At 58.6% G+C, this 13,171-nt stretch carries 13 protein-coding genes; 6 read left to right on the top strand and 7 right to left on the bottom strand.

Annotation, left to right across the window (positions count from 1 at the left end; genetic code table 11):
* The first annotated feature begins 431 nt into the window (after positions 1–431).
* The gene (rbp, locus tag HFP54_RS12175) at positions 432–710 is read left to right on the top strand and encodes an RNA-binding regulator (RefSeq protein WP_146413939.1); all 279 of its coding nucleotides are present in this window, start codon (positions 432–434) and stop codon (positions 708–710) included.
* Positions 711–897: 187 nt separating this feature from the next.
* Here the strand turns inward: rbp and HFP54_RS12170 are convergent, their stop codons facing one another.
* Positions 898–2,352: a sulfatase family protein gene (locus HFP54_RS12170; protein WP_390657356.1), complete on the bottom strand. Its 1,455-nt coding sequence runs from the start codon at positions 2,350–2,352 to the stop codon at positions 898–900.
* Between the two features lie 352 nt (positions 2,353–2,704).
* Here HFP54_RS12170 and HFP54_RS12165 point away from each other — a divergent pair, with 352 nt between their 5' ends.
* Entirely contained in the window at positions 2,705–3,325 is a 621-nt protein-coding gene (locus HFP54_RS12165; RefSeq protein ID WP_168565335.1) for a nitroreductase family protein, read from the top strand.
* Here HFP54_RS12165 and HFP54_RS12160 read toward each other — a convergent pair.
* The 4 genes from HFP54_RS12160 to HFP54_RS12145 form a co-directional block, all read right to left on the bottom strand.
* On the bottom strand, positions 3,301–5,496 hold the full coding sequence (locus HFP54_RS12160; RefSeq protein WP_206036175.1) for an ABC transporter permease subunit/CPBP intramembrane protease: 2,196 nt from the start codon (positions 5,494–5,496) through the stop codon (positions 3,301–3,303). The genes HFP54_RS12165 and HFP54_RS12160 overlap by 25 nt on opposite strands.
* Before the next feature lie 83 nt (positions 5,497–5,579).
* The gene (locus HFP54_RS12155; RefSeq protein ID WP_146414438.1) at positions 5,580–6,311 is read right to left on the bottom strand and encodes an ATP-binding cassette domain-containing protein; all 732 of its coding nucleotides are present in this window, start codon (positions 6,309–6,311) and stop codon (positions 5,580–5,582) included.
* A 100-nt stretch (positions 6,312–6,411) separates the two neighbouring features.
* Entirely contained in the window at positions 6,412–6,891 is a 480-nt protein-coding gene (locus HFP54_RS12150; RefSeq protein WP_146413942.1) for a response regulator, read from the bottom strand.
* Between the two features lie 163 nt (positions 6,892–7,054).
* Positions 7,055–7,534 (bottom strand): hypothetical protein, encoded by a 480-nt coding sequence (locus HFP54_RS12145; RefSeq protein WP_168565334.1) that lies wholly within the window; start codon positions 7,532–7,534, stop codon positions 7,055–7,057.
* 497 nt (positions 7,535–8,031) lie between these two features.
* On the opposite strand from HFP54_RS12145, the gene HFP54_RS12140 reads away from it, so the two are divergent.
* The 4 genes from HFP54_RS12140 (at position 8,032) to HFP54_RS12125 (ending at position 11,694) form a co-directional block, all read left to right on the top strand.
* Complete coding sequence (locus HFP54_RS12140) at positions 8,032–8,637, top strand: OmpH/Skp family outer membrane protein (RefSeq protein ID WP_196784755.1); 606 nt, start codon at positions 8,032–8,034, stop codon at positions 8,635–8,637.
* A gap of 119 nt (positions 8,638–8,756) precedes the next feature.
* On the top strand, positions 8,757–9,680 hold the full coding sequence (locus HFP54_RS12135) for a UDP-3-O-acyl-N-acetylglucosamine deacetylase (protein ID WP_168565333.1): 924 nt from the start codon (positions 8,757–8,759) through the stop codon (positions 9,678–9,680).
* A gap of 113 nt (positions 9,681–9,793) precedes the next feature.
* Positions 9,794–10,600: an acyl-ACP--UDP-N-acetylglucosamine O-acyltransferase gene (lpxA, locus tag HFP54_RS12130; protein WP_146413946.1), complete on the top strand. Its 807-nt coding sequence runs from the start codon at positions 9,794–9,796 to the stop codon at positions 10,598–10,600.
* Entirely contained in the window at positions 10,597–11,694 is a 1,098-nt protein-coding gene (locus HFP54_RS12125; protein WP_146413947.1) for a Gfo/Idh/MocA family oxidoreductase, read from the top strand. Before lpxA ends, HFP54_RS12125 begins: the two co-directional genes overlap by 4 nt.
* 76 nt (positions 11,695–11,770) lie before the next feature.
* Here the strand turns inward: HFP54_RS12125 and HFP54_RS12120 are convergent, their stop codons facing one another.
* Positions 11,771–12,322, bottom strand: coding sequence for a PH domain-containing protein (locus HFP54_RS12120; RefSeq protein WP_168565332.1), 552 nt, complete (start codon positions 12,320–12,322; stop codon positions 11,771–11,773).
* Between the two features lie 109 nt (positions 12,323–12,431).
* A complete protein-coding gene (locus HFP54_RS12115; RefSeq protein WP_206036174.1) occupies positions 12,432–13,139 on the bottom strand; it encodes a zinc ribbon domain-containing protein in 708 nt (235 codons plus the stop codon).
* Positions 13,140–13,171: the final 32 nt, after the last annotated feature.

The following is a 13,171-nucleotide window of genomic DNA, read 5'->3' as shown; positions in this document are numbered from 1 at the left end:
AACCATTGACGTGAAAAACCACCGGTGAGAACCGATCATTCGATGCTGAAAACCGACAATCTTCGGATTATGGGTCGACACCGAACCCGAATCAGGCGATAGTCGCAAAGGCGATTGTTGAATTCGTTTGATGCACGACGCGTGCAAGTCTGCGGCGATCGCCCACAGGAAGTCGAGAGAGAATTGGAAAAGTAGTTTCGGACAAGTTGTTGTAACGGTTGAGTTGGATTTTCGTCCGGACCGAGATTTAGTTTCGCTCTCTGATTGATCCCTTCTTCGATTGTTCCGGCGTTTCATGGCTGGAATTGAACTTGGTGCGACGCACCGATCTGATGGTCACGGGTCACCATACATCCCGCGTGATCGGCCTCTACGAACTCCTGAAATACCTCCGGGAAACCGGCACCTATTTCTAGTTTGGAGTTTCTTGAATGAACATTTACGTTGGCAACCTTAGCTTTGACGCGACTGAAAACGACCTGGAAAGCGCCTTCGGCGAATTCGGCGACGTCGCTTCGATCAACATCATCAAAGACCGTGACACCGGACGTTCGCGCGGATTCGCCTTTGTCGAAATGCGTGACGGCGGTGCGGGCCAAGAAGCCATCGCCGGCCTGAACGATCAACAAATCGCGGGCCGCGCCGTGACCGTCAACGAAGCACGCCCGCGGGAAAACCGCAACGGTGGTGGCGGACGCGGTCGCTGGTAACAGCCTTCGGGTGCAACCGGCATCCGATAACGCCAGACGATTCACGTCGTCCGAAACGGCGACCGATTCATGTTGATCGGTTGCCCTGAGTGATACAGCTGTAAAGGCCTCCCTTTCACAACTGCCTGCAACTTCAAGTGCGGGCGACCTGTGAAGCGGTGGCCTTTTTGCATGGCTGCTCGCCGAACTATCGCCCCATTTTAAGTGCTTGCGATGCCGGACGTTCGATCGACATCAACTTGGCGTCCAGTGCTTCGATTGCGCTTTTGATTTCTGGATCGTCGCTGTGAATGAGGTTTTCGTTTTCGGCAGGGTCGGAACGAAGATCATAAAACTCGTCACACCCATCGTTCCACCGATCGCGGACAAGCTTGAACCGTGGCGTTCGGTAACCACGCAAGGACGCCCGTGCGTAGTTGATCATGTCGTATTCCGAATAGAAATCTTGATCCCAATCGTCGGGTGTTTTGCCGGCCAACAGTGGCGAAAGATCGCGACCGGGCAAGCCATCGGCGGACGCTTCATCGCCCGCGACGGAGCACAGTGTTGGAAACCAATCCAAGTGAGTCGCGGTCGCATCGACCACGGTCGAAGGCTTGACGACGCCCGGCCAGCGGACGATCGCGGGCACACGAAGCGAAAGGTCATAAAGGTTTGGCCGGTACTTTGGCGAAATCACACGCACACCATGATGCGTTTCGCCCGGCGGCTTCTGCTTGGTCGCCCAGATCCCGTTGCCTTTGTGCCAGATCCCGTTGTGACCCATGTTGTAACCATGGTCCGACGTGAAGATAACGACGGTGTTGTCGCGTAGCTGATGATCGTCGATCACCTTCAACAGCCGACCAAGATTGCGATCCACGCCCGACGTGCTGGCCAAGTATTCTTTCATCTTCTTGCGGATCGCTTTTCTGTCCAAATCCGGGTCATCCGGAATGGTCGGAACCATATCTTGGTACGGTTCCCAGTCCTCCGGCGCGACCGGCAACCAAGGCCCGTGGGGTGCGCGAGTGGACAAGCATAAAAAAAATGGCTGGTCCACGTTTTGACCGATGAATTCGATCGCATGATCGGTCAGGATGTCGGTTGTCAGACCTTTGAATTGCCGCAGCTTTCCATCTTTTTCCAGTTCCGGATCGCTGGGCTTCGTGCCGCCACCGGTCAGCCCCATGAAGGTGTCGAAACCATGGGCGGTCGGGTGCTTTGAACGATCGTTACTGTCGGTCCAATCACCGAGATGCCACTTGCCGATCAGACCCGTGCGGTAACCGTGTGACTGAAACACTTCTGCGATCGTCGTGGTCGTGTCGGGATCCAAGAAAACCGCACGGTCAGGGTCATACAGTTTGTGACCGGGCTGAGGAATGAAGTCGGCGATCCCCAAATCGCTTGCGTAGCGACCGGTCATCAATGTGGCGCGTGCGGGACTGCAGACCGGGGTGGTGCAAAAGAAATTGCGAAACACTGCACCGTCGCTGGCAAGCCGGTCCAGATGGGGCGTCGATGGAATCGGAACACCGGGAAATTGCCCCGAACGCACGGCGGTCGCAAACGCCCAAGGGGCCTGGTCATCGGTCAGCACCATCACGACGTTGGGAGGTTCGGCCGACGATCGGTCGCTGGTGACGATTAGTGCTGCCATCCAAACGGCGACGGTGATCCGATGGATCAAGACTGTCTTGGCTGCGTCCGCGAAATTCGGGTTCGACATTTTTTCGTTTGCTAATCAGGGCGCTCTTTCGACGGATCGATCAAGGTCATCATAACTGTCGAAGCTGGGCAATAAGTACGCCGAGACGGGGCGCAAGGAAACTGCAGACAACGTTTTATGTTGACACTTTCGGCTGCCAGAGACGTACCCGATGCTTGCCATGGCGGTATCTTTCGTTCAAACGGACATTGCAGTCGAATGTTCGCACCGATCGCCGTCCGATGCGGTGGTTCATTGCAAGTTCACGTCGATCAAACGCTCGAATCCATAGAGACCTCATACGATGGCAATATCTGAAACACGGAACCCCGTTGATCTGCCCGTCCTGTCCGCGATTGCCAATCGCTGGAGTCCATATCGGTTTGCGGATCAGGCGGTGGAAGACGAGAAGATTCGGCGTGTGCTGGAAGCCGCACGTTGGGCGGCCAGCAGTTTCAACGATCAACCGTGGTACTTCATCGTCGCTCGACGTCGTGACGAACCTGAATTCCAGACGATGCTGGAATGCTTGATGGAGGCCAACCAAGCCTGGGCCAGTCGTGCCGGCGTGTTGATGCTGACCTGCATCCGGACCACGTTCCAGTACAACGGCAAGCCCAACCGCGTCGCGCTACATGATCTGGGCCAGGCGTCCGGATACCTGGCACTCCAGGCGACCGAGATGGGATTGCAGGTTCACCAGATGGCGGGCATCAATTTGTCGGTGGTCCGCCAGAAATACGAACTGCCCGAGGGCGTCGAACCGCAAACGGCCATCGCGATCGGCTATCCCGACACCACCGCGCCGGCTGATGATCAAAACCAACAGTGGGCCGACCGAGAAAACGGCGCTCGCAAACGCAACCCGCTGTCCGCACAAGTCTTCACTGGCAAATTCGGTCAGTCTTCGCCGTTCGTTGACTGATTCAGAGCTTCCGAATCTGATGCAACCGGTTCCGGATCGTCGGTTGCGATCCTGGCGGTCTGAATTTCCGACTCTTCACTCGGCACGGCCCCACGTCTTGTCGCCCACCACAGCAAGGCAACACCGATTGCCGACAATACTGCACCGGTGATCAACCATGACGCCGGCAAGTGTGATTGATCTTCGAACCCTTCACCCAAGAACGTCAGCTTGTCTTCATAACGTGCCGCCAGTTCCAACAACCCGTTGTGAACGAAGTGCATCAGCATGCCGGGAATGACGCTGCCGGTGCGGTAGGCGACCCATCCCAAAATCAATCCCAGCAAGGTGGAGGGAACAAAACGTTCCAGCAACAAGGCGCTGCCCGTCAAGACGTGAAAAGCACCGAACAGAACGGCGGTGACGATGATCGTCTTGGCCGGTGACATGACTTTGGCAAAAGCCGAAAACAGGAACCCGCGAAAGCACAGTTCTTCGATCACCGCCGGTGTCATGGCAAGCGTTGCCAATAGGAGCACCGGAGAAACTTGTTTCCAAGCTTCCAGCACTTTTTCGGTTTGCGCAATTTTGCTTTCGGTCAATCCCTTGATTCCCACCGCATCGGCCAAGACGAACGCTTCGTGGGCAAACACCCAGGCGCCCAAGCCCAAAATGATCGCGCCAAGTGCGGCGGCCCATGGAAAGGTTCGCAATCGGAACGACGGGACCAGCTTCAGCCGGTTGAACCAAGCCACCAGCAACGGAACGCCGCCAAAGGTGACCGCCAACGCGACCGCATTCAACACCAATCGCGACGACATTTGAAACGAGTCGCCGGCGCTGTCCAGGAAGCGGATCAGACCGTTGGAGACCACGAAATAGATCGGCACCAATAACGCCAGAACGGTCGCGGCGACTTGCAACGTGGGCGTTTCGCGAGCCTTGGACGGTCGCAAAAAGATGCTGCCGATCGATTGGCCGCTGGTGCGTGACACCGCGTCGGACCCGAACAACTTGGCCGCCACGGCGATGGCGGCTGCGGCATAAGCCAACGTGCTGGCGATTGTCGCGCCGGCGGCGACCGGTGTCATGTCGCCGGCCAATACGTCACGTGTCAGCAGGACGATGTTCAACAGTGGTGCGATCGCCAATGGCCCAGTCAATTCGATGCCGGGTAACAACGAGACCATTGCCGGTGCCAGCGACAACAGCATGATGGGAATCAGGTAGGCCTGAGCCTCCTTGAACGATCTGGCAAAGCTTGTCAGTGACAACAACAGGGCCGAAAAGAAGCAACTGAACAGCACCAACAGCGTCAAGATCTGCAACACCGTGACGGGACCGATCGAATGATCGTCGCCGGTCAACAGTGGCAGCAGTCCACCGGCCCAAAGCGTGGTGAACATCGCCGTTAAGTTGGCGATCGCCGTCAATAACGCGACCGTCACCACGGCGATGTACTTGGCCATCAAGACGGCGCTGCGTGGAACCGGTGACGCCATCAGCGCTTCCATGGTCCCACGTTCGCGTTCACCGGCTGTCAAGTCGATCGCCGGATAGACCGCTCCCGTGATGGTCATCAAAACCAGCACCAAGGGCACGACGGTGCCCAGCATGGATGTCGATTTGTCTTCACCCATCATGGCGATTTCCACGTCGACGGGCTGACGGTACCGAGGCCCGGCGGCAAAACGATCGGCGAATCTTTCGGCCATTCGCAGTTTGAACCACTGGATCCGTTCGACCAGGATGCGACGCGCCGATCGTCCGACCGCGTCGCCGTTGTACGAGGTCACTTTCACGGCTGGCTGTTGGTCAGGGCCACCCATCGTGACTTCGGCGGCAACGTCGACGGCGCGGGCTTCCAGCGCGGCCAGTGGGCTGATGTCGGTCAGCAAGATCTCGAACTCGGCGACACGATCCCCGTTGGCCTTCAGGATTTCGTCCGGCGGCATCGCGTCGGGGCTGTTGATCCAGATGTCCAACAAGTCGGCTTCGTCGACCGTTGCCACGCCGATCTTGTACGCGGTCTCGGTAGCCTCCGAATTGTTCAGCAGAAAACGGTGCAACGCCATGCTGAGCAGCGGATAGACCAACAGCGGCATGAAGACCAACGTGATGATCGTGCGCCGGTCGCGCAGGGTTTCCCGCAACTCTTTACGGCATAGTCGAAACAGACGGCTGGCGTTCAACGAATCGGCGTCCTTCGTAAGTCCACGTGCGGGGGTGATCCCAGGATCGGTGCGGAAATCCCGGGTCGGGCTGGGTCGTGAGGTTAGTGCGATTCCAGAAGGTCGATGAAGATGTCGGCCAGATTTGACTTTCCGGTCCGCTGAAGCAATTCGTCCAGTGTTCCCAGATGTTCCAACTGACCCCGGTGCAGCAGCCCGAAACGGTCACACAATCGTTCCGCTTCGTCCAGTCGGTGTGTGCAAACGACGACCGCTTTGCCCATCGATCGCAGTTCTTGGATGTAGTGGAAGATCGTCTGAACGCCGACGACGTCCAGACCTCGGGTCGGTTCATCCAACAACATCACCGGCGGATCGTGGATCAGCCCCCGGACCAGAGTGACCCGTTGCCGCTGGCCGGTGCTGAGTTCCCCGGCACGCCGGTCCAGCAGGGACGTGATGTCCATCAGTTCGGCCAATTCGTCACATCGACGCCGGGCCCCGGCGGGCGCCACGCCGTACAAGTCGGCGAAGTACAACAACATTTCGCGGACGGTCAGCCAGGGGTAAACGCCGTCACTGGCCGAAACGAAACCCAAGCGTGATTTGACCGTGATCGGGTCTTCGCTGGTCCTTGCGCCGTCGACTTCCGCGTACCCCGCATCGGGTTCCAGCAACCCCAGCACCATCCGCATCGTGGTGGTTTTTCCGGCACCGTTGGGGCCCAGCAGCCCGAAAACTTCGCCCGGGTGGACTTGAAAACTGATGTCGTCCACCGCTGTCAAAACACCGGACGGTAGTTCAAAGGTCTTCGTCAGCGATTCGATCGATAGCACTGCGAAGCCTTTTTCGCAAACGGGGGATCACAACAGCCACATGATGCTATGCAGCCAAGTGACAATCCGTTCGCGCTTCGGCGTCGAACGACGCCAAAGTTTACAGGTTCACCCAGCCCGGACGCGATGGGCGAGAACCGCGACGACGATGGGCTTCGACCAGACCCGGCATCCACAACAATTGCTGGACCACCGCCACCAACGAAGGCGGATCGATCGGCTTGAACAAACAGCGGGTGACCGGCAGCGATTCGATCTGCTTTTCCAGCCCCGCCCATTGAGATTCGGCCAACAGAACCGCGGGGACCTTCTCGTACTCTTCGCGGCTTCGGATCGCGGCCAACGTGTCCAACACCGCCGCGGCGTCATCGCCGACGTCAAAGACGAACAGGTCTTGCGGCCCCATGTCCAGCGCCGCAACCGCCATGTCGTTGTTGCGGCCGCACACGCATTTCCAGCCTTCGGCATCTAAAACCCCCGCCAACGCCAACAGAGACAGTGGGCTGGGGTCGATCACGGTGATCGATGCGGAACGCGATTCGGTTCGGTCGGCTTGCGCGGAAATGGGGGTGCGGCGCATGGGACGAAGACTCGGCGGGGTTTACTGAACGCAAAAACAGGGGCTGGCGGGAACGATCGGCGTCTGCGAATCCATCCGGACGTCTGAATCATCATCCTGAATGGGGGCAACCGACGAACCGTGTCGGGTCCGCGGTTGGAAAGGATTAACGGGTCGACAGGATTCATGGGCCGAAAGGGCTGTCGGCCATGGCCGGTTTCAGTCGAATCGGCTGGAAATCGGCCTGCGGGCGGACGGTGCCGGTCGCCGGCGTTTCGCCTGCGTCGTCGATCCTGCCCGAATCGTTCCCGACCAAGTGTTGCTCATCGCTCGCGTCCGCGTCGAGATCGCTGGTACAAAGTCGCCCGATGATCTGGCGTCGGGCCGGGCTGTAGGGGTCCGCGTCGTGAAACGTCGCCTGTGAAACCGTCGCCGGCATCGCCTTGCACTGTCCGGCCGTTGTTTGGATCAACGATTGCTGCGTTTCGCAAACCGTCGGTGCCGTTTCGGCGGAATTCACCGGAGGGATCGAATCGGCTTGTCGGCCGCCGGTCAGGCTGCCGCAACCGGTGATCACCAGCAAGCCGACCGCGATGCATACGCCATCGGTGATCCGGCAAAGGATCCCACGGCGTCGAATCGTCAGGACAGGCGTTTTCGTCATGTCCCTTAAGATCGGCACCACCGGAACCAGGACTATGATCCGACCCCGCCGGGCGAAACATCTGGAATGACCGCCACATGCCGAACGATCCCGACATGCGGAACGACCGCAACAAGCCGAACGACCGTCGGATGCGGAACAAAAGGGAAAGTCAGTCTAGGCGGTAAAGCTTGCCAATCGGAGGGATGTCGGCCGATCAACGCCATGAAGTGGGCAATTCATCCAGATTTCGGGCCCGCCGAATCGTCAAAAAAAACCATCAACCCCGCGATTTCCGCGGCCAATCGATCTTGCCCTGGAATCGGGCGATTGACACAATCCGCCGAAGTTCATTTAGCCGTCGCCCATCAGGACCAAAGCGACGGTCGAAAGCGACGCGGCAACGTCGTGGGCAATGATCGATTTAGGATGGACTGAAATCGATCGGCTCGCGGCCGCGGCGACAACCATCGCTGGTGAACCCACATTCTCGCAAACATTACGCAAGGAGAGCGGACGTGCGATCAATCGTCAAACTGGCCATCGTCTTGACCCTCACGGCAGCCCTGGCTTCGGTGACCACCGTCGCATCGGCTCAGGACTCCGGCCACCGCATCGCAGTCGTCGATGTGGCCAAGATCTTCAAAGAACACGAAGCCATCAAGGCTCAAGTGGCTGCCGTCGAATCAAAGCTGAAAAGCTACGACGAACAGTTCAAAGCAAAACGTGAAGAACTGCAAAAGGAAGTCGAAAAGCTGAAGACCTTCAGCCCCGGCACCCCGGCTTATACGCAGCAAGAAGAAAAAGTCGCCTCGATGGAATCGAAGCTGCGTTTGGAAATGGCCCGTACCCGCAAGGAACTGGCCGACGCCGAAGCCAAAATCTACTTTGACAACTACCAGCAAATTGCTGCCGCCGTTGCGGACGTTGCCAAGTACAACAAGATCAACCTGGTGCTGCGCTACAACAGCGAAGACATGGACAAGGCCAAAGGCGACTCGGTCGTCCGTGGCGTCATGAAGAACATCGTCTATCACGATTCGTCGATGGACATGACCGCCGCGATCATGAAGATCTTGAGCCAACGCATCGCCCAGGGTAACGCCGGCACATCCGCCCGCTGATCCCGTCGACACCAGCGATGAACTGACATCACCTGCGGTTCGGGCCAGCGATGGACCGGACCGCGCGTGTGTCAAACCGATCGTTTGATTCTGAACACCTGCCGGCAAGGAGGCCGGGCATGGACGGTTCACGCACACCAACCACCGCGTCGGGCAAACCGACCGGGCGGAACCAACACACCATCGCCAGCCCGTGCTCTGTCCGCGGTCGTGGTTATTGGTCCGGACAAGACGTCCACCTGACGATCAGCCCCGCACCGGTCAACACCGGCGTGCGGTTGGTCCGCAGCGATCTGCCCGACCAGCCTTCGTTGCTGGCGACCACCGACCGCAGCGACGCGATCAGCTTTCGAACGCTGTTGCGTGACGGCGATGCTTCGTTCGCCATGGTGGAACATCTGATGGCCGCTCTGGCCGGTCTTGAAATCGACAACTGTGTGGTCGAAATCGACGGCGAAGAAATGCCCGGCCTCGATGGCAGCAGCCTGGCCTTTGTCGAAGCCCTGCAATCCGCCGGTCTGGTGATCCAAGCCGACACACGCATGCAATTGGTGATTCACCAGCCGCTGCGTCTGAGGCACAACGATGGTTGGATCGAAGCCACACCTTCGATCTCCGGCGAAACCTATTTCGAATACCAGTTGAACTATGGCGATGACTCGCCGGTTCCCGCGGGCAATTTCGGGATCGAAATGACGCCCCATCGATTCGTACGACAGGTCGCACCGGCACGCACGTTCGTCACCAAAGAACAAGCCGATGCGCTGCACGCATCGGGCGTCGCCAGCCACGTCACCCACCATGATTTGTTGGTGTTCGACGACGACGGACCGATCGACAATCCGCTGCGTTATCGCAACGAATGCAGCCGGCACAAAACACTGGACATGATCGGCGACTTGGCTTTGGTGCCTTGTGACCTGATCGGTCGATTCATTTCACACCGTGGCGGCCACATCCTGAACGGAATGCTGGCCAAGCGACTGAGCGAAATGCTGACCCAACAACGAGCCGGCGAACAGACACGACGAAAAGTGGCCTGACCCCTTTTTTGAGCGACGCGGCAAGGTTTGTGAAAACTGAACTTGCTCGGACGCACGCTGATCGCCTACTTCATGACAAATTCAACACAACCCAACCGACGCCCGGAGACGACATGGGTGCCCAGATAGAAAAAACCGCCGCGGTGGACCCAAGAGCCGAACTGGGCCCGAACGTTCGAATCGGACACTTCTGTGTCGTCGGTCCCGATGTCAAAATCGGTGAAGGCACGGTGATCGAAGATCATGTGACGATCAAGGGTCACACCAGCATCGGTCGTGACAATCACATCTTTGCCGGATGCGTGATCGGGACCCATCCGCAGGATAAAAGCTATCGCGGCACCAACACCCGCGTGGAAATCGGCGACGGGAACACCTTCCGCGAACTGTGCACGGTCAATCGCGCCAGTGAAAAGGAAGACGGCGTCACTCGCGTCGGTGACAGCAATTACTTCATGACCCAATCGCACATCGCCCATGATTGCAAATTGGGTGATCGCATTGTCGCGGCCAACAATTGCATGATCGGTGGCCACGTGCACATCGGCAACGATGTGACGATCGCCGGCGGCGTGGGCATCCACCACTTTGTTTCGGTGGGACAGCTTAGCTTCATCGGAGCGATGAGCACGGTGCTGCACGATGTGCCTCCGTACATGATCGTCGAAGGCGCCAACGCACGTCCGCGTTGCGTCAACGTCGTCGGTCTGAAACGCAACGATTACCCTCAAGACGACATCAACGTCTTGAACCAAGCTTTTCGATTGCTTTACCGCGCCCGCGTCGGAGTTGATGCGGCCCGCGATGAACTTCTTAGCATCGGTCCGATTCGGCCCGTGCTGAGGCACCTGTTTGATCATCTGGAACACACCGGTGGCGGACGTCATGGACGTGGCCGCGACCGAAGGAAAGCCGCATGAACAAGTTACGTATCGCTGTCGTCGGTGCCGGTCACCTGGGACGGATCCACGCCAAATTGCTGGGCCAAGTCGACGACGCGGAACTGGTCGCGGTGTGCGACCCGTTCGAATCGGCACGCCAGGTTGCCGCCGAATCGCTCGGCGTACGCACCTGTGCCGATCCCTCGGAAATCGTCGACCAGATCGACGCGGCCGTGATCGCCGCCCCGACCGATTTGCACTGCGACATCGCCAAGTCGCTGCTGAAGGCCGGAAAACACTTGCTGGTCGAAAAACCGCTGGCTTCCGACAGCAGCGATGCCCAGCGTCTGGCCATGCTGGCCGCCGCACGACGGTTGACCCTGCAAGTCGGTCACGTCGAACGATTCAACCCCGCCTTCACCTCCCTGGGTGACCTGGCACGCGACGTGAAGTACGTCGAAGCGGTCCGTGCGTCCAGCTTTCCCGGCCGTTGCCTGGATGTCGGCGTCGTGATGGACTTGATGATCCACGATCTGGATCTGGTGCTTTCAATGACCGATGCGCCGGTCACGTCGGTTTCGTCCAGCGGGCTTTCGGTCATCAGCGATCACGAAGACGTCGCTGAAACGCGGATCGAATTCGCGTGCGGCATGGTCGCCAATCTAAAGGCGTCGCGGATCAGCCCGACCCCCGCACGGTCGATGCAGATCTTTGGGGCAAACGGGTTTGCCGACATTGATTTTGGAAAGCCATCCGTTTCGGTGGTTCGGCCGGCCGACAGCGTGGTCGATCGCACCTTCGACTTGAACGCCGAAACCGACAACCCGCTGCGATACAGCGGCGAACTGTTCCAAACCAAGCTCCGGTGCGAGACCATGGAACTGGAACCGCGAAACGCCATCCTGGATGAACTTCACGATTTTGTGATCAGCATCCGCAGCGGCAGTGCACCCGCCGTCGATGGTGCCGCCGGTGCCCGTGCGGTGGCAGTGGCCGATAAAGTTCTGCAATCGATCCAGCAACGAAGCTGGTACAGCGACGCGACCACCACCGAACGCGGACCGCACGCATTGGTTCGGGAATCGATCCAAATGGCCAGTCGACGTGCGGCTCAAGACCGCCGCGCTGCCTGATCACAGCTTCACTTTCTGTCGGCGTCCGCTGTTATTCAGCGACGCCGGTATTCTTTGACGACGCCGACGACTTCTTTCACGCGTCGATTTGTGACTGTTCCAGCCGAGATTCCATCCGTCGCAGGATGTCACGAATTTCGACCAGCGTTTGGCTGGCCGATGCATCGATGCCGGCATCCGATGTCTGGACGGGTGCGGATTCTTGGATCGACACTCGGTCACGCTGTTCCAGCACCGCGTCGCGAAAGGCACGACCGTTCTTGATCCCGGTCAACTGCACCAGCGACCCTTGCGATGACTGGCCGGCGGTTTCCACGCTAAGCGCTTCGATGTCCAGCATCCGCATGATCGGCCCCTGAACCAATCCCAGATCGGTGATGCGATCCAGCGGCACGGTCTTTTCGGTACGGACCAGAATCCCCTTGCCGACCTTCAGCGACCTGTCGGTCAATTCACAGGAACAGCTTTTCAAGTAGCGATCGGTGACCAACATCCCCAGCACAAACCACACGGGGATCAGCGGAATTAGGATGATCGTGCACAACATCACGATGGTCCCGCTGAGCAGCCAGTAGGACTTCACCTTGGGATTAAACTCGGCTCTCCACAGGACCTTCTCGTCGCTCATCGCTGGTTTCGTCTTTCCTATCGCGGGCCGTTCATCAGCCGGATCGTCACTTGACCCGACGGTCGTGTTCGATGATTCGTGACGCAAGCGTCAACCTTGGCAAACCGCGTTACGGTTTCCAGCCTTCGCTCCAGGATTTCGGGTACAGCCGCTTGCCGTTGCGTTTGGCGTTGGACCGTGGACGAGTATCCCATCGCTTGGCATCACCTTCGTTGATGATTTGGCGGATGTCGTCTTCGGGCACGTCGTGCAACGCCGCTTGGGTTCGGATTTCCCGGTCATAGACATCTTGCAGCGTCTTTTCCATTGCCACACGAGCCGGTCCGATGAGCAACAATGGTTTTTCGATGCTGGTGATGGCCGTCGATCGCATGTCCATATAGATCCGCTTCCGGTCCGCCTCGGGCATGTTGACTTCACGGTAGTCCGGCGCGACCCAGACCACATCGTCGTCATCGGCGGGTTCTTCTTCCGGTTCGTCCTGCACGGCGGCCACCTGGGGCGCAGGATCCCGCTGCAGCCACAGATAGATTCCTACGCCGGCCAACGCGACCACGAAGATGACACTGGCGACGATCGCGGCAACTTTGTTGCTGCCGCCGGAGGATTTCGACTTCTTGCGTTTCTTCTTTGATTTCCCGCCGCCTTCGTTTTCATAGCCCGCCATTTTGGCGGCCAAATCGACCTTGGGTTCGGCCGCGGCGGCATCCTCGCCTGGGTTCCAGACCTTGCCACATTTGGAACACCGCACGCTGGCGATGTGTTCAGGCACGTTGGAAGTCTTTCCGCACTTGGGGCAGGTGACCGAACGGATCATGGGGCTGGCGCGGGCAAAAGGGTGGGAATGCG

Origin of the sequence: Crateriforma spongiae (genome assembly GCF_012290005.1) — a bacterium.
Taxonomy (GTDB): Bacteria; Planctomycetota; Planctomycetia; order Pirellulales; family Pirellulaceae; genus Crateriforma; species Crateriforma spongiae.
The sequence above is the reverse complement of the archived record's forward strand: the minus strand, read 5'-3'. Positions and strand labels throughout refer to the sequence as shown.

Excerpts from the sequence above, each read along its gene's own strand:
- rbp (WP_146413939.1), top strand. The coding sequence starts at position 432 with ATGAACATTTACGTTGGCAACCTTAGCTTTGACGCGACTGAAAACGAC.
- HFP54_RS12170 (WP_390657356.1), bottom strand. The coding sequence starts at position 2,352 with ATGGCAGCACTAATCGTCACCAGCGACCGATCGTCGGCCGAACCTCCC.
- HFP54_RS12165 (WP_168565335.1), top strand. The coding sequence starts at position 2,705 with ATGGCAATATCTGAAACACGGAACCCCGTTGATCTGCCCGTCCTGTCC.
- HFP54_RS12150 (WP_146413942.1), bottom strand. The coding sequence starts at position 6,891 with ATGCGCCGCACCCCCATTTCCGCGCAAGCCGACCGAACCGAATCGCGT.
- HFP54_RS12145 (WP_168565334.1), bottom strand. The coding sequence starts at position 7,534 with ATGACGAAAACGCCTGTCCTGACGATTCGACGCCGTGGGATCCTTTGC.
- HFP54_RS12135 (WP_168565333.1), top strand. The coding sequence starts at position 8,757 with ATGGACGGTTCACGCACACCAACCACCGCGTCGGGCAAACCGACCGGG.
- lpxA (WP_146413946.1), top strand. The coding sequence starts at position 9,794 with ATGGGTGCCCAGATAGAAAAAACCGCCGCGGTGGACCCAAGAGCCGAA.
- HFP54_RS12125 (WP_146413947.1), top strand. The coding sequence starts at position 10,597 with ATGAACAAGTTACGTATCGCTGTCGTCGGTGCCGGTCACCTGGGACGG.
- HFP54_RS12120 (WP_168565332.1), bottom strand. The coding sequence starts at position 12,322 with ATGAGCGACGAGAAGGTCCTGTGGAGAGCCGAGTTTAATCCCAAGGTG.
- HFP54_RS12115 (WP_206036174.1), bottom strand. The coding sequence starts at position 13,139 with ATGATCCGTTCGGTCACCTGCCCCAAGTGCGGAAAGACTTCCAACGTG.